Origin of the sequence: Stenotrophomonas rhizophila (genome assembly GCF_000661955.1) — a bacterium.
GTDB lineage: Bacteria > Pseudomonadota > Gammaproteobacteria > Xanthomonadales > Xanthomonadaceae > Stenotrophomonas > Stenotrophomonas rhizophila.
On record NZ_CP007597.1, the window covers coordinates 3,575,411 to 3,596,314 of the forward strand.

Consider the following 20,904-nt stretch of genomic DNA (forward strand, 5'->3'; position numbering starts at 1 on the left):
GCCTTTCGGCGCCTTTTTCATGTCCATCGCAATGTCAGGTCATTTGCCGACCGAGGCGGTGAACACCACGCGGTTGTCGGCCAGCTTGCCCGAGTTGTCGCGACCGTTGCCATCGGTGCCGTAGTACCCCAGGCCCAGGGTAACCATGCCGAAGCTGCGGTTCACGCCGACGTTCCAGTCGGTGTAGTCCTTGGCGATACCGTCCTCGAAGGTGCTGCGGCCGACATTGGCAGTCAGGTTGAACTCCTGCGGCAGCGCCCACTCACCACCCACCGCGTAGTACCAGCCGTCGGTGTCGGTGTTCCAGACATCGTTGGTGTAAGCCACGGTGAGGTTGTAGTGCTCGGCGAAGGTGGTCTTGGTGATCAGCTCGGTGTACGCCAGATCGCTCGCCCCCGGATAGCTGTAGTGGTTGAGCATCACATCGAAGTTGACGTTCGGGCTGACATCCACCCCGTAGCCGATGAAGTAGTCGACTTCGAGATCCGGGCTGCCGTCGCCGAAGTCCACCCCCGAGCCCCACACGCCGGCGTACAGGCCCACCGGGGAGGTGTAGGTGAAACCGGCTTGGCCGGTCGGGTTCTCATCGGTCTGCGATACCCCGCGGAACACGTAATCGGACACACCGGTGATGTTCCAGCTGAACGGCGATTCGGCCTCGTCCTGGGCACTGGCGGCAAACGGGGCAAGCAGGGCGGCGCAGAGCACAGCGGCGGCGGTACAGCGCGTGGCGTGGTTCATGCGGGGTCTCTCCGGGACGTGGGGTGGGCGGTACAGCGGGGTTTACGGTTTTTTAACCTGATTGATATTGCGATGCAACAATCACGTGTGCAACCGTTTCGCGCGCCGCCGACTTGCCAGGACCCCGCCAGCGCCCCCCGGGCCCCGCGCCGACAGGTAAAATCCCGGTTTTCCCGTGCCGAAGACTGCCTGCCATGAGCGACGCCACCTCCGCCCCGCTGACCCAGCACTACGTTGAAGAACTGGAGGCGATCCGCGCCCAGGGCCTGTTCAAGTCCGAACGCATCATCACCAGCCCGCAGTCGGCCGAGATCACCCTGGACGACGGCCGCACGGTGCTGAACTTCTGCGCCAACAACTACCTGGGCCTGGCCGACCACCCCGACCTGATCCAGGCCGCCAAGGACGCGCTGGACAGCCACGGCTTCGGCATGGCCTCGGTGCGCTTCATCTGTGGCACCCAGGACCTGCACAAGCAGCTGGAACAGCAGATCGCCGCCTTCTTCGGCAAGCAGGACACCATCCTGTACGCGGCCTGCTTCGATGCCAACGGCGGCTTGTTCGAGCCGCTGCTCGGCGAGAACGACGCCATCATCTCCGACGCGCTCAACCATGCCTCGATCATCGACGGTGTGCGCCTGTGCAAGGCCAAGCGCTTCCGCTACGCCAACTGCGACATGGCCGACCTGGAAGCCCAGCTGCAGGCTGCCGATGCCGCCGGCTGCAAGACCAAGCTGATCACCACCGACGGCGTGTTCTCGATGGACGGCTTCATCGCCCCGCTGGACGAGATCACCGCGCTGGCGAAGAAGTACAACGCGCTGGTGCACATCGACGAATGCCATGCCACCGGCTTCCTGGGTGCCACCGGCCGTGGCTCGGCCGAGGTCAAGGGCGTGCTGGAGAAGATCGACATCATCACCGGCACCCTTGGCAAGGCCATGGGCGGCGCGCTGGGCGGCTTCACCTGCGCCAGCGCCGAAGTGGTCGAACTGCTGCGCCAGCGCTCGCGCCCGTACCTGTTTTCCAACTCGCTGCCGCCGCACGTGGTCGCCGCCGGCATCAAGGCGTTCGAGATGCTGGCCGCCGCCGACGACCTGCGCAGTACCCTGGCCGAGAACACCGCCTACTTCCGCGAGAAGATGACCGCCGCCGGTTTCGACGTGAAGCCGGGCGTGCACCCGATCAGCCCGGTGATGCTGTACGACGCCCCGCTGGCGCAGAAGTTCGCCGAGCGTTTGCTGGAAGAAGGCATCTACGCGATCGGCTTCTTCTTCCCGGTGGTGCCCAAGGGCCAGGCGCGCATCCGCACCCAGATCAGCGCCGCGCACACGCGTGCCCACCTGGACCGCGCGATCGATGCGTTCACCCGCATTGGTGTGGAGCTGGGTGTGATCAAGGGCTGAGTGCTTTAGCCGACCAACGGTCGGCTCTACCGGCGTTGTGGGTCGTGGACATCGGACACGCGCATGACCGGGTTGGACACGACCGTTGCGGGTCATGAACATCCGATACAGGGGCACGTACCCGGGGTAGAGCCGACCGTTGGTCGGCTGCCCTTCGTCCGGGGTCATGATCATCTGACACAGGGGCGCGCGGGCGTGCCCCAGCCGACCAACGGTCGGCTCTACCGGCGTTGGCGCGCATTACCGGGGTGGACCCGACCGTTGCCGGTCATGGGATCCGACGCGCGCGCTACCGCCGTCGCGGGTTACTTCTTCTTTTTCTTCTTGTCCTTGGCCTGTTCCTTGCTGGCCACCACCACCGGTGCGGCGACCGGGCGGTCCTGGCCGTTGCCCTTGGCCACGCGGATGCCGTTGGCCTTCATCCAGGCGTCGAACTCGTCGGCGGACATTTTCTTGTCGCCGTTGCTCATCATGAAGCGGTAGCTGCCGCGGCCGTCGAGCTCAGGGGTCTTGACTTCCACCACCTTGTCAGCCTCCGGCGCGTCCGCCTTGGCGGTGTGCTTGTGTCCGCCGCAGGCAGTCAGCAGCGCGGCCGATGCCAGCAGGCAGGCGCCGCGGAACAGGGAAAGGTTGAGGCGTTGGGCGTGCATGGGGGAATCTCCCGGGAGTGAATGGAACGTCGGGTACAAGGCCATCCATTGCCCGGTTCGGTTGGCCTGCCACGCACGGGCAGGCCAGGAAATCACGGCGGGGCCGCGGCACCGTCGGCCGCGGCATACAGCAGGTCCAGGTCGTGCGCGCTCAGTTCGCGCCAGGTGCCCTTGCCCAGCGCACCCATCGGCAACTGCCCGATGGCCACGCGCACCAGGCGCAGCACGTTGATGTCGAATGCGGCCAGCAGGCGGCGGATATGCCGGTTGCGGCCCTCTTCCAGCACCACTTCGAGCCAGGCAGTCTTGTCGCCACTGCGCAGCAGGGTGGCGCGACGCGCGCGCAGGAGCTCGCCTTCGTCCTCCACGCCGGTGCACAGCGCCTGCAGCTGCGCCGCATCGGGAATGGCGTCGATCTGGACGTGGTAGGTCTTGTCCGGGCCGGTGGTGGGATCTGTCAGGCGCGCGGCCCATTGCGGGTCGTTGCTGAACAACAGCAGGCCTTCGCTGGCTTTGTCCAGGCGCCCGACCGGGGCGATCCACGGCAGGCCGGCACCATCGAAGCAGCGGTAGACGGTGTCACGGCCCTGCTCGTCCTGCGCAGTGGTGACCAGGCCGCGCGGCTTGTTGAGCATCAGGTGGATGCGACGCGGCGCGTCCAGCGGCTGGCCATCGACGCGCACATGGTGGCGACCGTCGATGATGGGAAATTCGGGGTTGTTGATGATGCGGCCATCGACGGTGACACGCCCGGCCTGGATCCAGCGCGCGGCTTCGGTACGCGAACACAGCCCGGCCTTGGACAGGACGCGGGCCAGGCCATGGCGCGGCGCGCTGTCGGTGCGCGCTGCGCTTACCGGTGACGCACGCCGCTCGGGGCGGCGTGGTCGAGATGCAGGCGCGGCAGGGGGCCGGCGTGTGCTCATCGTGCTCCGCGCAGGCGGCTTACTTCTTCTCGCCCGGCTTGGTGTCAGCCGGTACTTCGGCCGCGGCCGGCGCTGCAGCGGGAACCGGGCGCGCCTTGACCACGCGCACGCCACGGGCCTTCATCCAGGCATCAAATTCTTCAGCGGTCATGCGCTTGCCGTTCTGGCTCATGTCGAAGCGCCACGGCGTGTTGTCGAACTCGGTGGCCGGCTTGTAGGCGGCCGGGTCGTTGGCCTTGATCGCCGGTGCGCCGGGCATGGCCTTGGCGATGTTCTGGCAGCCGTCGATGCGCAGGCGCTGCAGGACGCGATCAAGCGACTGCTGCTGGTCGAAGTTGGAGGTGAGCACGCCGGCAGGCATGCCGAGCTGCACATTCCGGATGTAAAGCTCTTCCGCGACCGGGGCAATCGCGGTGGCCGGCAGCGGCAGCGGCGAGGCGCTGGTGGCATGCGCCGAGCAATCCACTGCTGCGTAGGCGGTGGGAACCAAGGCCAGGCCGAGCACGGCGGCCAGTGCGATACGCAGCATGGGATGCATCCAGGGAAAAGGGGCGACGCGGCGAGTTTAACAGCGCCACAACGGCTTTCAAGATCCCACATTCAATGAATACGGCAACTTGTTGGATTTATTGTTGATTTCTTGATCAAGAGCGTGAGGCAAGGATCAAGTGCGGGGCCCATCATGTCCGCTTGTCCCGGGCTGGGCTGGTAGGGGTGGGGTTGCGGGACACGCCGTAAATCCATCCCTGGAGGCTCCGTCGCCGCATCCATGCGGCTCAGGGTCCCGCAACCCCACCCCTACCAGCCTCCGACACATGGCTGGTGCGCACAGAAAAGACGGAGCGCGACGCCGCTGCCTGCTTTCGCTCGTCGCTTTTCATTGGCCACCGGCCCACTGTCGAGGGAGGGGGTGTGTGGGTTCGCGGGACCCTGAGCCGCATGGATGCGGCGACGGAGCTTACATGGATGTACTTGCAGCGTGTCCCGCGAACCCACAGACCCCCGCCCAGCATGGGACCAGGCGGCAACGACAGCTTTCTGGCTTTGGCTTTTGGCTTTTGACCTAAAAAAAAGACAAAAAAAGGGCCCGGCAATGCCGGGCCCTCTTCTGAGACTGTACTACCAGAAGAATTAGTTCTGGACGTTCAGCTCGGTACGACGGTTCTTTGCACGACCTTCCGGGTTGTCCGAGCCATCCGGGTTGGTGTTCGGCGCAATCGGACGGCTCTCGCCGTAGCCGATCGGGCCCACCAGACGCGAAGCGGACACGCCGTTCTTGGTCAGGTAGTCATACACGGTGGTGGCGCGACGCTCCGACAGCTTCTGGTTGTAAGCGTCGGTACCCTTCGAGTCGGTGTGACCGGCAACTTCAACACGCAGATCCGGGTAACGCTTCAGGATCTCGGTGGCTTCGCTCAGGATCGCCACGGCGTCCGGACGCAGGGTCGCCTTGTCGAAGTCGAAGTTCACACCCTTCAGATCGATCGAGACCGGGACCGGGCAACCGTCCGGACCGATGGTCTGACCCGGCTGCGAATCCGGGCACTTGTCGTCGCAGTTGTTGACGCCGTCACCGTCGTCATCCAGATCGGCGCAGCTCGGAGCCACCGGAGCCGGGGCAACCACAGCAGCGGTCGGGGCCGGGCCCAGCGGGATCACGACGCCGACCGAAGCCAGCACGTCGCCGAACCAGCTCTCGTCCGGAGCGGAGATGCTCTGGTCGTCGAAGTCAGCGCGGTAGGCCACTTCGGCGCGAACAGCAACGCGCTTTTCGAAGGTGGTCTGCAGGCCGACGCCGAGCTTGGCGGCGAAGTTGCCGTCCTTGCGCTCACGCGGACCATTCAGGCTGTTGGCAGCGTACTCTTCTTCCGACTTCTGGTAGCCCAGACCCATCAGCAGGTAGGGGTTCCAGCCGCGGCCTTCAGCGATGAAGTGGCGACGCATGTCCAGCGACACGCCGTACTGGCTCCAGTTCAGATCCTGGTTGGCGTCGAAGTTCGGGTTCTGGTAGTTCAGCTCACCGTCCAGCGACCAGTTGGGGCTGATGAACTTACCGAGGCCCAGGGTCACGAACGGAGCGTCGTTGGTCAGACGGTCGTTATCCTGGAAGTTGAAGCCGGCCGAACCGGTCAGGTACCAGCGGTCGTCAAAATCCTGCGCCGATGCAGCCTGGGCGAAAGCCAGACCGCCCAGCAGCGCGGCAGTGAGGATCTTCTTGTTCATTGAGTACAGCTCCTATTTCGGGGGTATGAAACCGGTAGAGGCATGGGCCAGCACCTGCGTCGTTTTCAGACTGCCGATTCAGCACGCCACCGCCGCGAACATTATGCTCAGGAGGGTGAAGGTGATGTTAACAGTCACGTAACATGTGAAGACGACCGCCAGACCTCTACCGGCCCAGCTGGTGGCACCCTATACAGGTTGATGAAATTGCGCAAGACCCAGCAATGGCAAGGGATCTGACCGGATTTTGCTACCTGTGGACTGCGCCATCGCAGTATTCCGTGAAAAAGCAGCACCTGCCTTGATTCAGCGCAAGAACAGCTTTGTTGGCGGACGTATGATGAGGAACGTCCTGCACCGGAGCTGCCATGAAAGCCGTGGGTTTGCGCCAGTATCTGCCGATTGACGACCCCGCCGCACTGCTTGATCTGACCCTGCCCGACCCTGCTCCACCCACGGGTTCGGACCTGTTGGTGCGAATACAGGCCGTTTCCGTCAACCCGGTGGATACCAAGCAGCGCGCGCCGCGCCCGGCGCACGAAGATCCCCCGCGCATTCTTGGCTACGACGCGGCCGGAACCGTCGAGGCCGTCGGGCCGGATGTGGTGGCGTTCGTACCCGGCGACGAGGTGTATTACGCCGGCGATGTGACACGCCCCGGCAGCAACGCGCAGTGGCACCTGGTCGACGAACGACTGGTCGGGCGCAAGCCGACCACGCTGGATTTCGCCGAGGCCGCCGCACTGCCGCTGACCACGCTGACTGCCTGGGAACTGCTGTTCCAGCGCATGCCATTGCAGTTTGATGACCGTCGCCATGCCGGCCAGGTGCTGCTGGTCATCGGCGGTGCGGGCGGCGTGGGCTCCATCGCCATCCAGCTTGCCCGGCATGCCGGCTTCACCGTCGTCGCCACAGCCTCGCGCGCTGCCTCGGTGCAGTGGTGCCTGCAGATGGGCGCCCACCATGTGATCGACCACCACCAGCCGTTGCCGCCACAGCTGCAGGCACTGGGCATCGCGCAGGTGCAGGCGGCGCTCAACCTGGCCGACACCGACCGCTACTGGGACGTGCTGGGCGAACTGCTCGCACCACAGGGCCATGTCGGCCTGATTGTCGAACCGCGCGACGCCTTGCGCATCGGCGATCCCTACAAGGCCAAGTGCATCGGCATCCACTGGGAATTCATGTTTGCGCGCGCGAAGTTCCGCACGGCGGACATGATCGAACAGCACCGCATCCTGAACCGCGTTGCAAGCCTGGTCGATGCGGGCGAACTGCGCAGCACGCGCAGTGCGCACCTTGGCCTGATCAACGCCGCCAATCTGCGCGAGGCCCACCGGCAACTGGAAAGCGGTGGCACGGTCGGCAAGCTGGTGCTGGCGGGCTGGTAGATGCCTGCGCCGGCAGCACGGGTGTCGGCGCATATTGGCGTGCATCTGTATCTGTCCGGCGTGGCGGGCGCGCCCTACATTCAAGGGCCCCTCCGGTGACACCTGCCATGCCCACGTCATTCCCCCTGCGCCTGTTGCAACTGTTGCTTGGCCTGTTCCTGTACGGCATGGGCGCGGCGGTGATGATCCGCGCCGCGATCGGAGTGGCGCCGTGGGATGTGCTGTCGCAGGGCATCGCATTGCAGACGCCGCTGTCGTTCGGCGTGGCCACCAACGTGATCGGCGCACTGGTGCTGTTGCTGTGGTGGCCGATTCGCCAGAAGCCGGGGCTGGGCACGGTCCTCAACGTGATGCTGATCGGCCCGAGCGCGCAGTTCGGCCTGTGGCTGCTGCCGGAGGTGCACGGTCTGGCGTGGCAGGTGCCGGTGTTCGTGTGCGGCCTGCTGATGGTGGCCGTGGCCACCGGCCTGTACATCGGCGCACGTTTCGGCCCCGGCCCGCGCGACGGTCTGATGACCGGCCTGCACGCCCGCACCGGCTGGCCCATCTGGGTGGTACGCAGCCTCATCGAAGGCACCGTCCTGCTGATCGGCTGGTGGCTCGGCGGCAACGTCGGCGTGGGCACCCTCGCCTTCGCCCTGCTGATCGGCCCGCTCTGCGGCGTGACGCTGCCGCTGTTCGGCATCCGCAAGCCCGCCCCGGCGCCCGCCACCCCGTAGCGCCCCCGCCGGCGCGTACCGACCAACGGTCGGTACCTACCGCGATGCATCCCATGCCCCGTCGCCCCCCGCGATGCATCCCATGCCCGTCGCCCCCGCGATGCATCCCATGCCCGTCGCCCCCCGCGATGCATCCCATGCCCGTCGCCCCCCGCGATGCATCCCATGCCCCGTCGCCCCCCCGCGGTGCATCCCATGCCCATCGCCCCCCGCGATGCATCCGGTAGTGCCGGCCGCTGGCCGGCTCCACGCACGCCCCCGGCCTGCCAAGCAACGCGTGGGGCGGCAGCGCGAATGCGATGGCGTAGTCCCCCCCTTGCTCTTGGGGGGCATACGCGGCACGCTTCACGCTTCCGTACGCAAGCGTATCGACATGTCGCCAGCCGCCGAATCCCCCGCTTACCCCCATCTGTTCGCCCCGCTGGACCTGGGCTTCACCCAGCTGCGCAACCGCGTCCTGATGGGTTCCATGCACACCGGCCTGGAGGACCGCGCGCGCGATTTCCCGCGCCTGGCCGCCTATTTCGCCGAGCGCGCGGCCGGCGGGGTCGGCCTGATCGTGACCGGGGGCTTCGCACCGAACGTGGTCGGCTGGCTCAAGCCCTTCGGCGGCAAGCTGTCCTGGCCCTGGGAAGTGCGTCCGCACCGCCAGGTGACCGCCGCGGTGCACGACAACGGCGGCAAGATCTGCCTGCAGCTGCTGCACGCCGGGCGCTATGCCTACCACCCCCTGTCGGTGGCCCCCAGCAAGCTGAAAGCACCGATCAATCCGTTCACCCCGCGTGCGCTGAGCGCCGGTGGCGTTGACCGCCACATCGCCGATTACGCGCGCAGCGCGCGGCTGGCGCGCGAGGCCGGCTACGACGGCGTGGAAGTGATGGGCTCGGAAGGCTATCTCATCAACGAATTCATCGCCCCGCGCACCAACACGCGCACCGACCGCTGGGGCGGCGACGCGGCGCAGCGCATGCGCTTTGCGGTTGAAATCGTGCGCCGCATCCGCGAGGCCTGCGGCCCGGACTTCATCATCATCTACCGGCTGTCGCTGGTGGACCTGGTCGAAGGCGGCAGCAACTGGGATGAAATCGTGCAGCAGGCCAAGGCGATCGAGGCGGCCGGCGCGACATTGATCAACGCCGGCATCGGCTGGCACGAAGCGCGCATCCCCACCATCGCCACCTCGGTGCCGCGCGCGGCCTTCGCCGGGGTCACCGCCAAACTCAAGCCGCATGTGCAGCTGCCGGTGATCGCCACCAACCGCATCAACATGCCCGACGTGGCCGAGCGCATCCTGGCCAGCGGCGGCGCGGACATGGTGTCGCTGGCGCGGCCGCTGCTGGCCGACCCGGAATGGGCCAACAAGGCCCGCGCCGGTCGCCCCGAAGCGATCAATACCTGCATTGCCTGCAACCAGGCCTGCCTGGACCACGTGTTCGAGAACAAGACCGCCAGCTGCCTGGTCAACCCGCGCGCCGTGCACGAAACCGAGCTGGTCTACCGCCCGGTCACCGCCGCCAAGCGCGTGGCCGTGGTTGGCGCGGGCCCGGCCGGGCTGGCCTGCGCCACGGTCGCCGCCGAACGCGGCCACCAGGTGACCCTGTTCGACGCCGGCAGCGAGATCGGCGGCCAGTTCAACGTGGCCAAGCGCATTCCGGGCAAGGAAGAATTCCACGAGACCCTGCGCTACTTCCGCCACAAGCTTGAGCAGACCGGGGTCGAGGTGAAGCTGGACACCGTGGCCGATGTCGCCGGCCTGGCCGGTTTTGACGAGGTGGTGGTGGCCACCGGCATCACCCCGCGCCGGGTCGACTTCCCCGGTGCCGACCACCCCAAGGTGGTCAACTACCTGGACGTGCTGCTGGGCCGGGTCCAGGCCGGCGCGCAGGTGGCCATCATCGGCGCCGGCGGCATCGGCTTCGACGTGGGCGAGTTCCTGGTCCATGACGGCCCCTCCAGCGCGCTCGATCCCGCCCGCTGGATGGCCGAATGGGGCGTGGACCCCAGCTTCGAAGCCCGCGGTGCGCTGGCCAAGCCCGCGCCCGAAGCACCGGCGCGCAAGGTCTGGCTGCTGCAGCGCAGCCCGGGCAAGCCCGGCGCGCGCCTGGGCAAGACCACCGGCTGGATCCACCGCGCCACGCTCAAGGCCAAGGGCGTGAAGATGCTGGGCGGCGTGGAGTATCTGGGCGTGGACGATACCGGCCTGCGCGTGCGCATCGAGGGCCAGGAACAGACCCTGCCGGTGGATCACGTGGTGGTCTGCGCCGGCCAGGAACCGCGCCGCGACCTGCACGCCGCGCTGCAGGCGGCCGGGGTCAACGCGCACCTGATCGGCGGCGCCGACGTGGCCGCCGAACTGGATGCCAAGCGTGCGATCCACCAGGGCAGCCACCTCGCCGCGCAGCTCTGAAACGGGTCGCTGGCGACCTGAATACGGGCCCGGAAGCCCATTCCGGCCCGCGCTCCGAACCTGAATGTCAAGCTTTCAGGTTCAGGATGCATTGGGAAATGGCCCCCTATCGTGCGCCAACTTTCCCGCTCACCACCCAGTTCGAGTGAGCGCGCGGACCCCACGTCTTGTTCGGGTCCGCCCCCGGGCGACCCCGATGGTCGCCTCCCCATGACGCCAAGTCGTATCCACGCCCCGTCCGCATGATCGGATGGACAAGCCAGGTGCGGCCTACACGGAGCAAGGAGATTTATGAAACTGGCCTGGATTCTCTGGCTGTCGCAGTTGTTGCCGCAGCCGGCCGCCGATTCGTTGTGCCTGAGCACGACCGTCTACCTGGAAGCGCGTGATCAGACCCTGCGCGGCCAGCAAGCCGTTGCCGAAGTGGCCCTGCGCCGCCTGGACAGCGGGCTGTGGGGCGACTCGATGTGCAAGGTGGTGACCGCGCGCAAACAGTTCGCCCCGACCATCGTGGCGCCCGGCACCCAGCTGGGCAATGCCGACGCCTGGCAGGAAGCGATGACGGTGGCCTTCGATGCCGAGCGCAACTGGGCCCTGCCGGTGGGTGAGCGCAAGGAGATCGTGCCCGGTGCCAGCCACTTCGCGGCCCTGGCGATCGCCAACCCCAGCTGGCGCAATGCCTACCAGGTGGCCACCATCGGTGACCACACGTTCTACCGCGTGCAGAAACTCAAGCCGCGCACGTCGTAACGGTCTGTTACGGCCATACCGTTGAGGATGCGGGGCCTGCTCTGGAATAGTGGGCAGCTGACCTTCCACCCATCCGTCAACGGAGTTCCCATGAAGCTGTACAGCAAGCCCGGTGCCTGCTCCACCGCCGACCACATCGCCCTGCAGTGGACCGGCCAGCCGTTCGAGGTGGAACTGCTCGACAAGGACACGCTGAAGGCGCCTGCATTCCTGAAGATCAACCCGGCCGGTTCGGTGCCCGCGGTGGTCGATGGTGATTTCATCCTGACCCAGAACGCGGCCATCATGGGCTACATCGCCGACACCTACCCGCAGGCCGGCCTGGCCGGTGATGGCAGCGCCCAGCAGCGCGCCGAGGCCACCCGCTGGCTGTCCTTCGTCAACTCGGACCTGCACCCGGCGTTCAAGCCGCTGTTCGGCCCGGCCAACTTCATTGAAGACGACAGCCAGTACGATGCCCTCCGCGCCACCGCGCGCAAGCGCCTGCGCGGCCTGTTCGAACGTGCCGACAAGCAGCTCGCCGACCGCCCGTGGCTGGCCGGGTTCCGCAGCTTCGCCGACCCGTACTTCTACATCACGCTGCGCTGGGCGGCTGGGGCCAAGATCGACCTGAGCGGTCTGGACAACATCGCGGCGTACAAGACCCGCATGGACGCCGATGCCGGCGTGCAGGCCACGCTGAAGGCCGAAGGCCTGAGCTGAGTCGTTCCACGCGACATATATATAAGCGAAGCGCCCGGCACTGCCGGGCGCTTTTTTTTGGGCGGCCCTGTCCCTCGGTAGAGCCACCCCATGGGTGGCTGCCCCCGAATCCGGCACCGCGCACAGCCACCCATGGGGTGGCTCTACCGAATCGGGCATCGCGCGCAGCCACCCGTGGGATGGCTCTACCGAATCCGGCACCGCGCGCAGCCACCCGTGGGGTGGCTCTACCCGACGGTGCGCACCACGTTGCCCTGTGCGTCGCGCAGCTGGGTGGGTTCCACCCGGATCCGCAGGCGGCCACCGGGCAGCGGGTAAACGCCGCGCTGGGCGTGCAGATGGTCCAGCAGCGCACGCAGGGTGGCCGGGCTGAGCACGCAGCGCGCGCTGTCCGGCGCGATCTCCAGCTGGTCAGCCTCACCGGGCTCGAAGCGCCAGCTGCGCTGTGCGTTGAGCAGGGTCAGCGCGTGGCCGTGGTCCAGCCGCAGCGGCAGCAGCTCCAGCACCCCCGGCACCTGGCCGGCGCCCAGCACCAGCTCCACGCTGTCGCCCTCGGCCGCCCAGTCCAGTGTTTCCAGGAACAACAGGCCGGTGGTGGAGCCGTCGCGGGCACTGCCCGCCTCCACCTGCGCGGCCAGGGCCGGATCGGCCAGCAGCGAACCGCGCTGCAGGTCGGTGATCCACAGCGGCATGGCCGGCAGCAGCGCATCCAGCACGCCCTGGGTGGACCAGCGCCGCACCGCCGCCATTTCGTCATCGGCCAGCCCGACGATCTGCAGGAAACGCACGCGGCCGTTGGGGGTGTCGCGCGGCGGCAGCTGCGGATCCTCCACCAGCGCCAGGTGGCGCAGCACCGTGTCGGTGTCCAGCGCGATCGGACCGTTGGCGTCCAGGTGGTGTCCGGCCTCGAACACATTGCCGCTGCTGAAGACATAGCGCGCCAGGTTCTGCAGCAGGTTCATCGGCCACACCGGCGGCGCGTCGTCAGCCCCCTGCCCCGGCGCGGCGGCCAGGCGGAAGGTCAGCTCGAAACCGTAGCCGCTGTCGGCCGCATCGTCACTCTGCTTGTCGTACAGCTCGGAGAAGCCATAGGTGACGTAATGCCAGTGCGGGCGGGGCGATTCGGCCCAGTAAACGCTGATCCCGTCCAGCGGGTCGTTGCCGCCCAGAGTGTGAGGCAACGCCGTACCGAAGTGCCGGGGTTCCTGCCCCGGGTACAGCGCAACCAAGGCCGCGTTGATGGCATCCCAACCGGGGGTGCCGTGGTCATCGTGCGTGAGGTCCATCGCGGTGCTCCTGCAGGTGTAGCCGGGCAAGGTAACGCCCCCGCGCGGCAACGACCACCCTTGCAGGCGCCGGCGATTCAGCCAGGCACGGGTTCGGCGCTGGCATCGGGCTGCAGCTGCGGCGGTGCGTCGAGCAGCGCATGGGTGTCGCTCAACCAGCGGCTGGCCAACGCCGGGCTCTTGGCCTTGGCGACGGCGGCGGCCATGTCCGGCCACAGCTTTTCCAGCCCTGCCGCATTGGTGCAGCGCTCGATCTTGAGCTGCATGAAGTAGCCCTTGAGGCCCAGATGGCGGCGCACCGATTCGCTCATCCAGTCGTACAGGCGCTTGTACAGATCCGGGTCCTGCTCGCGCCCGGCGGTGAGCGCACGCGCGGCGGGCGGCGCGACGGCACCGCCGACCACGTCGATCAGACCCATCTCTGCCAACTGGGCCAGCGCGTCGTCCGGCGCGCGCAGGCCCGGCAACAAGGCGGTCAACGCATCGTCATCGCGCTGACCATCCACCATCAGCAGAATGGAGCGCAACGCCGGCGGCAGCCGACGTGCACGGTCTTCGATTTCCTGGCGGCCGGCGGCCGTCTTGCCATGGATGTAGGCCATGTACTTCCCCCTGTTGCGTGCTGCATTGCCACGCCCGTCCTCCGGCCGTTGGCCGGTGCACGTGCGCCCCCTTGCGACCGTTCCAGGCGGATCTCCACGCCGGCGCCCCCGCGCGCCGTGTCCCCAGCGCGCGACGCCCGGCCCTGGGGCCTGCAGCGGTCACTACCGGAGCTTACCTGACGCTGGCCGACACCGATAATGCGTTGCAGCACGCGCCGGTCAGGGGTTCGCGCGGAACTGCAGGTACCTGCGGATGGCTCGGATGACCACCAGCAGCAGGACCGGCACCACGATCACCTGGAGGATGTTCAGCGGCCGGGAGTGCCACCAGGCCGCGGCGATCAGATAGATCGCATAGCCCAGCAGGCAGCACCAGCCGATCGCCGTTACCAGCGCTTTGCTTGCCCGCATCCTGTGGTCGATAGCCATGCCGTGCTCCCTGGAGACCCGCACCCGACGCGGGCCCTTCCGGCGCCGCGCCTGCGCGTTTGTACCCTGCGAAACGGACGGCGAGCGTCAGTGCCCCAGCGCGCGCCGGATCTCGTCCAGTGCCCCCGGATCATCCAGCGTGGACAGATCACCCGGATCGCGCTCTTCGGCCAGCGCCTGCAGCGAGCGCCGCAGCAGCTTGCCCGACCGGGTCTTGGGCAGCGCATTGACGATATGGATGTGTGCCGGCCGCGCCAGTGCACCGAGCGAGTTGGTGACCCGCTGCATCATCTCGGTGATCACCGTGCTGCCATCGCCGTCCACTGCCTGGCGCAGGGTGACGAACACCAGCGGCACCTGGCCCTTGAGCTCGTCCTTGCCCCCGATCACCGCCGCCTCGGCCACCAGCGGGTGGCCGGAGATGCACTCTTCGATCTCGCGCGTGCCCAGCCGGTGCCCGGCCACGTTGATCACATCGTCGGTGCGGCCGAGGATGAAGGTGTAGCCGTCCGCGTCGCGGATCGCCCAGTCCAGCGAGCTGTACAGCAGCTCCTTGAAGTGGCTGAAATAGCTCTGCAGGAACCGGTCGTCGTCCTTCCATACCGTGCTCATGCAGCCCGGCGGCAACGGCGGGGTCATCACCAGCACGCCCTTCTGCCCGGGCGCCACTTCATCGCCGGTGTTCTCGTCGATGACCTTCATCTTGTAGCCGAGGTTGGGGAACCCGGGCGAGCCGAACCGCACCGGCTTCATGTCCACCCCGGGCAGCAACGTCAGCGCCGGCCAGCCGGTTTCGGTCTGCCAGTAGTTGTCGATGATCGGCTTGCCCAGCGCGTCGTTGATCCAGTGCGCGGTGGGTTCGTCAAGCGGCTCGCCGGCCAGGAACACGTACTTGAGCGCATCCAGGTCGTGGCGCGTGATGAAGTCGGTGTCGTGCTTCTTCAGCACGCGGATGGCGGTGGGCGACGAGAACAGCGTGCGCACGTTGTACTGCTCGCACAACGCCCACCAGATCCCCGGGTCCGGGTTGGTTGGCAGGCCTTCGTACAGCAGCGAGGTGCAGCCGCCGATCAGCGGGCCGTACACGTTGTAGGAATGGCCCACCGCCCAGCCCACGTCGGAGGTGGAGAACATCACCTGGCCCGGCTTGCAGTCGAACACGGTCTGCATCGACTGCGCCATCGCCACCGCGTAGCCGCCCACGTCGCGTTGCACGCCCTTGGGCTTGCCGGTGGTGCCGGAGGTATACAGCAGGTAGCTGGGCTCGCTGGCTTCCAGCCACACCACCGGCACGTCCTGGTCGCCCACCTCGGCGCGCAGCGTGGCGTAGTCGACATCGCGACCGGCCACCTTCGGTTCGGCCGGGTCCAGCCCGCGCGAGACGATCAGCACGTGCGGCGGCGGCGAGGTGGCTTCGGCACATGCCGCATCGACCATCGCCTTGTACGGAATCACCTTGCCACCGCGTTTGCCGGCATCGGCAGCGATCAGCAGCTTGGGTTCGGCATCGTCGATGCGCAGCGCCAGGTTATGCGCGGCAAAGCCGCCGAACACCACCGAGTGGATCGCCCCGATGCGCGCGCACGCCAGCATCGCAAACACCGCCTCGGCCATGTTGGGCATGTAGATCACCACACGGTCGCCACGCTGCACGTCCAGGCGCTGCAGCACCGCTGCGAAGGCATTCACTTCGCGGTACAGCTGCCGGTAGGTGATCTCGCGGGTGACGTTGGTTTCGGTGGAAATGGCCACCAGTGCCAGCTGGTCCGGGCGATCGACCAGGTGGCGGTCCACGGCGTTGTAGCAGAGGTTGGTTTCCCCGCCGACGAACCAGCGCCGGAAGGGCGGGTTGCTGTAATCGAGGATCTGCTCCGGCGCTTTATGCCAGTAGATGCGCTGCGCCTCTTCGGCCCAGAACGCTTCGGGTTCATCCACCGAACGCCGGTACATCTCTTCGTAACGCATGACAGCCCTCCCAGACAGAATCATGGGATCGAGCATAGTCCGATGGCGGCGAACGAACCGCCCGACCTTGGTCGTACACCGGGCCGGCCAGCGGCCGGCATTACCGGGGATCGTCGAGAGCCGGCCAGCGGCCGGCACTACCGGGATTGTCGAGAGCCGGCCAGCGGCCGGCATTACCGGGGATCGTCGAGAGCCGGCCAGCGGCCGGCATTACCGGGGATTGTCGAGAGCCAGCCAGCGGCCGGCATTACCGGGGATTGTCGAGAGCCGGCCAGCGGCCGGCATTACCGGGGCGGCGGTTGGCGTTTCCCACAAAAAAACGCCGGGCAATGCCCGGCGTTTTTCAACAGCGTACCGGCACAGGGCCGGCAGGTCGCCGCCGGTCGATCAACCCAGCAGGTGGGCCACGCCGCTGCGCTCTTCTTCCAGCTCGGCCAGGGTCTTGTCGATGTACTTCTGGCTGAAGTCGTCCACCGGCAGGTCCTTGACCAGGGTGTACTCACCGTTTTCGGTGGTCACCGCAAAGCCGAAGATCACGCCTTCCGGAATGCCGTAGGAACCGTCGGACGGCACGCCCATGGTGACCCACTTGCCGTTGCTGCCCAGCACCCAGTCGCGCACGTGGTCGATGGCGGCATTGGCGGCCGAGGCGGCCGAGGACGAACCACGGGCTTCAATGATCGCCGCGCCGCGCTTGCCCACGGTCGGGATGAAGGTACCGGCGTTCCATTCCTGGTCGTTGATCGCATCGGCAACCGACGCACCGTCGGCGGTGGCGAAACGGTAGTCCGGGTACATGGTCGGGCTGTGGTTGCCCCACACGACCAGCTTCTCGATGCCGCCGACCGACTTGCCCAGCTTGGACGACAGCTGGCTCAGCGCGCGGTTGTGGTCCAGGCGCAGCATGGCGGTGAAGTTGCGCGGGTTCAGGTCCGGCGCCGACTTCATGGCGATGTAGGCGTTGGTGTTGGCCGGGTTGCCGACCACCAGCACCTTCACGTTGCGGCTGGCGACCTTGTTCAGCGCCGCGCCCTGCGCGGTGAAGATCTTGGCGTTTTCCAGCAGCAGGTCCTTGCGCTCCATGCCCGGGCCGCGCGGACGCGCGCCGACCAGCAGGGCGATGTCGGCGTCCTTGAAGGCCACTTCGGCGTCATCGGTGCCGACCATGCCGGCCAGCAGCGGGAAGGCGCAGTCTTCCAGTTCCATCATCACGCCGCGCAGCGCGGCCTGGGCCTTGTCCACCGGCAGCTCGAGCAGCTGCAGGATGACCGGCTGGTCCTTGCCCAGCATTTCGCCGGAGGCGATGCGGAACAGCAGGGCGTAGCCGATCTGGCCGGCGGCGCCGGTCACGGCAACACGAACAGGTGCTTTCATGGGGATTTCCTCTGCTAAGAAGCTGTAGTGCCGGCCGCTGGCCGGCTAAGTAGCTGTGTGGGAGATGGCCGCGCGGGCGGGGGCATGCCTGGCGGGGCGGCCGAAACGTAGAAACGGCCCCCTTCGCAGGGGGCCGTTCAAGGGGTGGATCAGGCCGGGATGAGCTTGTTCCACTCGGCCACGCGCTCGGCCTGGGCGGCCAGCACGGCGTCGGTGTCGCCTTCCAGGGTGATCGAATGGATCACGTCGCCCTGCTTGACCGAGTCCACGATGGCCTGACCGTCCAGGACCTGGCCGAACACGGTGTGCTTGCCGTCCAGCCAATCGGTCTTGATGTGGGTGATGAAGAACTGGCTGCCGTTGGTGTTCGGACCGGCGTTGGCCATGGACAGCGAGCCGACCTGATGGCGCACGCCGTTCTTCTCGTCTTCGAACTTGTAGCCCGGACCGCCGGTGCCCTGACCCTTCGGGCAGCCGCCCTGGATCATGAAGTCCGGGATCACGCGGTGGAAGACCAGACCGTCATAGAAGCCGCGCTTGACCAGGTTGACGAAGTTGGCAACCGTCAGCGGGGCCTTGTCGGCGAACAGCTCGACCTTGATCGGGCCCTGGGTGGTGTCGAAAGTGGCGATGAGGGACATGCAAATCCTTGGGGTACGGGGGTTTGTCGTTAGCCTCATAGGATACACCGCGCCCCCTGACCAACGGGCGCCTGTTGGACAAACGCGTCGCCACGCGCCCAGGCACCTCCGCGCCGGCACGGAAACGCTTTGCTGAATGCCTCAGGGACGGCGGTAGTGCCGGCCGCTGGCCGGCAGCCAGGCAAAACCTGCTGGAGATCATGGGTTTGCGAGCCCGTTGCCGACACTACCTGAATGGGGATGCGGCACAACCTGAAACGCACTTTTCGCGATTGGTCATGTTGGCCGTATAATGTTGGACTTCTTTTTCCAAATCCGGCGCCGACTGGCCCCCTTTCGCATGTCTATCGAAAATCTTCGCAACATCGCCATCGTCGCCCACGTCGACCACGGTAAGACCACCCTCGTCGACCAGCTGCTCAAGCAGTCCGGCACCCTCTCCGAGCGCACCGTGCTCGCCGAGCGCGTGATGGACAGCAATGACCAGGAAAAGGAACGCGGCATCACCATCCTGGCCAAGAACACGGCCATCACCTGGGAAGACAAGAAGACCGGTATCAAGAACCGGATCAACATCGTCGACACCCCGGGACACGCCGACTTCGGCGGCGAAGTGGAGCGCGTGCTGTCGATGGTCGACACCGTGCTGATCCTCGTCGACGCGATGGACGGCCCGATGCCGCAGACCCGCTTCGTCACCCAGAAGGCCTTCGCGATGGGCTTCAAGCCGATCGTCGTGGTCAACAAGGTCGACCGCCCGGGCTCGCGTCCGGATTGGGTGATCGACCAGGTCTTCGACCTGTTCGACAAGCTCGGCGCCACCAATGAACAGCTCGACTTCCCGATCGTCTACGCCTCGGCCCTGAACGGCTACGCCGGCCTGGAAGACAGCGTGCGCGACGGCGACATGACCCCGCTGTACGAAGCGATCATGCAGCACGCGCCGAAGCCGGAAGTGGACCCGGATGGTCCGTTCCAGATGCGCATCAGCCAGCTGGACTACAACAACTTCGTGGGCGTGATCGGCATCGGCCGCATCCAGCGCGGCACCCTGAAGAAGAACATGCAGGTTGCGGTCATCGACCGCGAAGGCAAGAAGCGCAACGGCAAGGTCGCGCAGGTGCTGGGCTTCCTGGGCCTGGAGCGCATCGAGCAGGACTCCGCCGAAGCCGGTGACATCGTCGCCATCTCCGGTATTGCCGAGCTGACCATCTCCGACACCCTGTGCCACCCGGAAACCCCGGAAGCGCTGCCGGCACTGACCGTCGACGAGCCGACCATCTCGATGACCTTCCAGGTCAACAACTCGCCGTTCGCCGGCAACAAGGACCTGTCCGGTGGCAAGTTCCTGACCAGCCGCCAGATCAAGGACCGTCTGGACCGCGAGCAGGTCCACAACGTGGCCCTGAAGGTCGAACAGCTGGAAGACGCCGACAAGTTCCTGGTCTCCGGCCGTGGCGAACTGCACCTGTCGGTGCTGATCGAGAACATGCGTCGTGAAGGCTACGAGCTGGCCGTGTCGCGCCCGGAAGTGATCATCAAGCAGATCGACGGCCAGGCCATGGAGCCGATCGAGCAGCTGGTGGTGGACATCGAAGAACAGCACCAGGGCGGCGTCATGGAAAAGCTGGGCACCCGCAAGGGCCAGCTGAAGAACATGGAGCCGGACGGCAAGGGCCGCGTGCGCCTGGAATACCAGATCCCGGCCCGTGGCCTGATCGGTTTCCAGAACGAGTTCAAGACCCTGACCCAGGGTTCGGGCCTGCTGTTCCACGTGTTCGACCATTACGGTCCGAAGGAACAGGGTTCGATCGCCAAGCGCCAGAACGGCGTGATGATCGCCAATGCTCCGGGTGCCACCCCGGCGTACTCCCTGGGGCCGCTGCAGGAACGCGGCAAGCTGTTCGCTGCTGAAGGCGACAACGTGTATGAAGGCCAGCTGGTCGGCATCCACTCCAAGGACAACGACCTGACCGTCAACGCCATCAAGACCAAGCCGCTGACCAACATGCGCGCGTCGGGCAAGGACGATGCGATCCAGCTGACCCCGGCGATCAAGTACTCGCTGGAACAGGCCCTGGACTTCATCGAAGACGACGAGCTGGTCGAGATCACCCCGAAGGAAATCCGCCTGCGCAAGAAGGGCCTGACCGAAAGCGACCGCAAGAAGGCTTCGCGCGGCGGCTGATCGGACCCATTGTCGTGATCGACAAGCCCTACAACCCGGATCCTCACAAGCATCCGGGGTTGCACCTGATCGCCTTGCTGGAAGCCAGCAAGGCGGTCCTGGCGCTGTTGGCGGCAACCGGGCTGGAAATGCTCGGGCCGCAGCCACTGCGTGAGGCGGTCAATGCCCTGATCCGGCGTTTCAGTCTGGACCCGGATCACGGCACCCTGCCCTCGCTGCTCAACATGATCAATCCCGATGCGGTGCACCTGGCCGCGGTGGCCATGCTGGCCTACGGGGTGCTGCATCTCTTCGAGGCCTGGGGCCTCTGGCGCGCCAAGGCCTGGGCCTCCTGGCTGGGCTGCGTCACTGCCGGCATCTACCTGCCGTTCGATATCTACGCCATCATCCGCCACCCTGGCTGGGCCTCGTGGTCGGTGCTGGTGATCAACCTGATCGTGGTCGGCGTACTCGCCCGCGATATCCGCAAGCGTCATCCCACGCCGACCGCCCCGCACTGAGTTG

The 20,904-nt window shown here is 66.6% G+C and carries 19 protein-coding genes; 8 read left to right on the forward strand and 11 right to left on the reverse strand.

Features of this window, described 5'->3' with window-relative positions:
• Positions 1-39 precede the first annotated feature (39 nt).
• Entirely contained in the window at positions 40-741 is a 702-nt protein-coding gene (locus tag DX03_RS15570) for a TorF family putative porin (protein WP_038690211.1), read from the reverse strand.
• A 194-nt stretch (positions 742-935) separates the two neighbouring features.
• On the opposite strand from DX03_RS15570, the gene kbl reads away from it, so the two are divergent.
• On the forward strand, positions 936-2,147 hold the full coding sequence (kbl, locus tag DX03_RS15575) for a glycine C-acetyltransferase (RefSeq protein WP_038690213.1): 1,212 nt from the start codon (positions 936-938) through the stop codon (positions 2,145-2,147).
• A 305-nt stretch (positions 2,148-2,452) separates the two neighbouring features.
• Here kbl and DX03_RS15580 read toward each other — a convergent pair whose 3' ends face one another.
• The 4 genes from DX03_RS15580 to DX03_RS15595 all read right to left on the reverse strand — a co-directional run bounded on the left by DX03_RS15580 (position 2,453) and on the right by DX03_RS15595 (position 5,946).
• The gene (locus DX03_RS15580; protein WP_038690215.1) at positions 2,453-2,797 is read right to left on the reverse strand and encodes a hypothetical protein; all 345 of its coding nucleotides are present in this window, start codon (positions 2,795-2,797) and stop codon (positions 2,453-2,455) included.
• Positions 2,798-2,889: 92 nt separating this feature from the next.
• Positions 2,890-3,723 carry a pseudouridine synthase gene (locus DX03_RS15585; protein ID WP_038690217.1) on the reverse strand — a complete coding sequence of 278 codons (834 nt, stop codon included), beginning with the start codon at positions 3,721-3,723 and terminating at the stop codon, positions 2,890-2,892.
• 19 nt (positions 3,724-3,742) lie between these two features.
• Positions 3,743-4,252 carry a hypothetical protein gene (locus tag DX03_RS15590; RefSeq protein ID WP_038690219.1) on the reverse strand — a complete coding sequence of 170 codons (510 nt, stop codon included), beginning with the start codon at positions 4,250-4,252 and terminating at the stop codon, positions 3,743-3,745.
• Between the two features lie 602 nt (positions 4,253-4,854).
• A complete protein-coding gene (locus DX03_RS15595) occupies positions 4,855-5,946 on the reverse strand; it encodes an OmpA family protein (protein ID WP_038690221.1) in 1,092 nt (363 codons plus the stop codon).
• Positions 5,947-6,314: 368 nt separating this feature from the next.
• Here DX03_RS15595 and DX03_RS15600 point away from each other — a divergent pair, with 368 nt between their 5' ends.
• From DX03_RS15600 to DX03_RS15620, 5 genes are all read left to right on the forward strand, one after another.
• The gene (locus DX03_RS15600; RefSeq protein WP_038690223.1) at positions 6,315-7,337 is read left to right on the forward strand and encodes a zinc-binding alcohol dehydrogenase family protein; all 1,023 of its coding nucleotides are present in this window, start codon (positions 6,315-6,317) and stop codon (positions 7,335-7,337) included.
• 107 nt (positions 7,338-7,444) lie between these two features.
• Positions 7,445-8,056 carry a membrane protein YczE gene (yczE, locus tag DX03_RS15605; protein WP_038690225.1) on the forward strand — a complete coding sequence of 204 codons (612 nt, stop codon included), beginning with the start codon at positions 7,445-7,447 and terminating at the stop codon, positions 8,054-8,056.
• A gap of 373 nt (positions 8,057-8,429) precedes the next feature.
• Positions 8,430-10,463, forward strand: coding sequence for an NADPH-dependent 2,4-dienoyl-CoA reductase (locus tag DX03_RS15610; RefSeq protein WP_038690227.1), 2,034 nt, complete (start codon positions 8,430-8,432; stop codon positions 10,461-10,463).
• A 291-nt stretch (positions 10,464-10,754) separates the two neighbouring features.
• The gene (locus DX03_RS15615; RefSeq protein ID WP_038690229.1) at positions 10,755-11,213 is read left to right on the forward strand and encodes a cell wall hydrolase; all 459 of its coding nucleotides are present in this window, start codon (positions 10,755-10,757) and stop codon (positions 11,211-11,213) included.
• A 90-nt stretch (positions 11,214-11,303) separates the two neighbouring features.
• The gene (locus DX03_RS15620) at positions 11,304-11,915 is read left to right on the forward strand and encodes a glutathione S-transferase N-terminal domain-containing protein (RefSeq protein ID WP_038690231.1); all 612 of its coding nucleotides are present in this window, start codon (positions 11,304-11,306) and stop codon (positions 11,913-11,915) included.
• A gap of 227 nt (positions 11,916-12,142) precedes the next feature.
• Here DX03_RS15620 and DX03_RS15625 read toward each other — a convergent pair whose 3' ends face one another.
• The 6 genes from DX03_RS15625 to DX03_RS15650 all read right to left on the reverse strand — a co-directional run bounded on the left by DX03_RS15625 (position 12,143) and on the right by DX03_RS15650 (position 18,212).
• Positions 12,143-13,201 carry a suppressor of fused domain protein gene (locus tag DX03_RS15625; protein ID WP_038690233.1) on the reverse strand — a complete coding sequence of 353 codons (1,059 nt, stop codon included), beginning with the start codon at positions 13,199-13,201 and terminating at the stop codon, positions 12,143-12,145.
• A 77-nt stretch (positions 13,202-13,278) separates the two neighbouring features.
• Positions 13,279-13,803, reverse strand: a complete 525-nt coding sequence (locus DX03_RS15630) for a hypothetical protein (protein ID WP_038690235.1) — start codon at positions 13,801-13,803, stop codon at positions 13,279-13,281.
• Positions 13,804-14,022: 219 nt separating this feature from the next.
• Positions 14,023-14,232 (reverse strand): hypothetical protein, encoded by a 210-nt coding sequence (locus DX03_RS15635; protein ID WP_185753368.1) that lies wholly within the window; start codon positions 14,230-14,232, stop codon positions 14,023-14,025.
• 87 nt (positions 14,233-14,319) lie between these two features.
• Positions 14,320-16,197, reverse strand: a complete 1,878-nt coding sequence (gene prpE / locus DX03_RS15640) for a propionate--CoA ligase (RefSeq protein WP_038690239.1) — start codon at positions 16,195-16,197, stop codon at positions 14,320-14,322.
• A 387-nt stretch (positions 16,198-16,584) separates the two neighbouring features.
• The gene (locus DX03_RS15645; RefSeq protein WP_038690241.1) at positions 16,585-17,571 is read right to left on the reverse strand and encodes a malate dehydrogenase; all 987 of its coding nucleotides are present in this window, start codon (positions 17,569-17,571) and stop codon (positions 16,585-16,587) included.
• Between the two features lie 149 nt (positions 17,572-17,720).
• Positions 17,721-18,212 carry a peptidylprolyl isomerase gene (locus DX03_RS15650; protein ID WP_038690243.1) on the reverse strand — a complete coding sequence of 164 codons (492 nt, stop codon included), beginning with the start codon at positions 18,210-18,212 and terminating at the stop codon, positions 17,721-17,723.
• A gap of 340 nt (positions 18,213-18,552) precedes the next feature.
• Between DX03_RS15650 and typA the strand changes: the two genes are divergently transcribed.
• On the forward strand, positions 18,553-20,400 hold the full coding sequence (typA, locus tag DX03_RS15655; protein ID WP_038690245.1) for a translational GTPase TypA: 1,848 nt from the start codon (positions 18,553-18,555) through the stop codon (positions 20,398-20,400).
• A 14-nt stretch (positions 20,401-20,414) separates the two neighbouring features.
• A complete protein-coding gene (locus DX03_RS15660) occupies positions 20,415-20,900 on the forward strand; it encodes a DUF2127 domain-containing protein (protein WP_038690247.1) in 486 nt (161 codons plus the stop codon).
• Positions 20,901-20,904 lie beyond the last annotated feature (4 nt).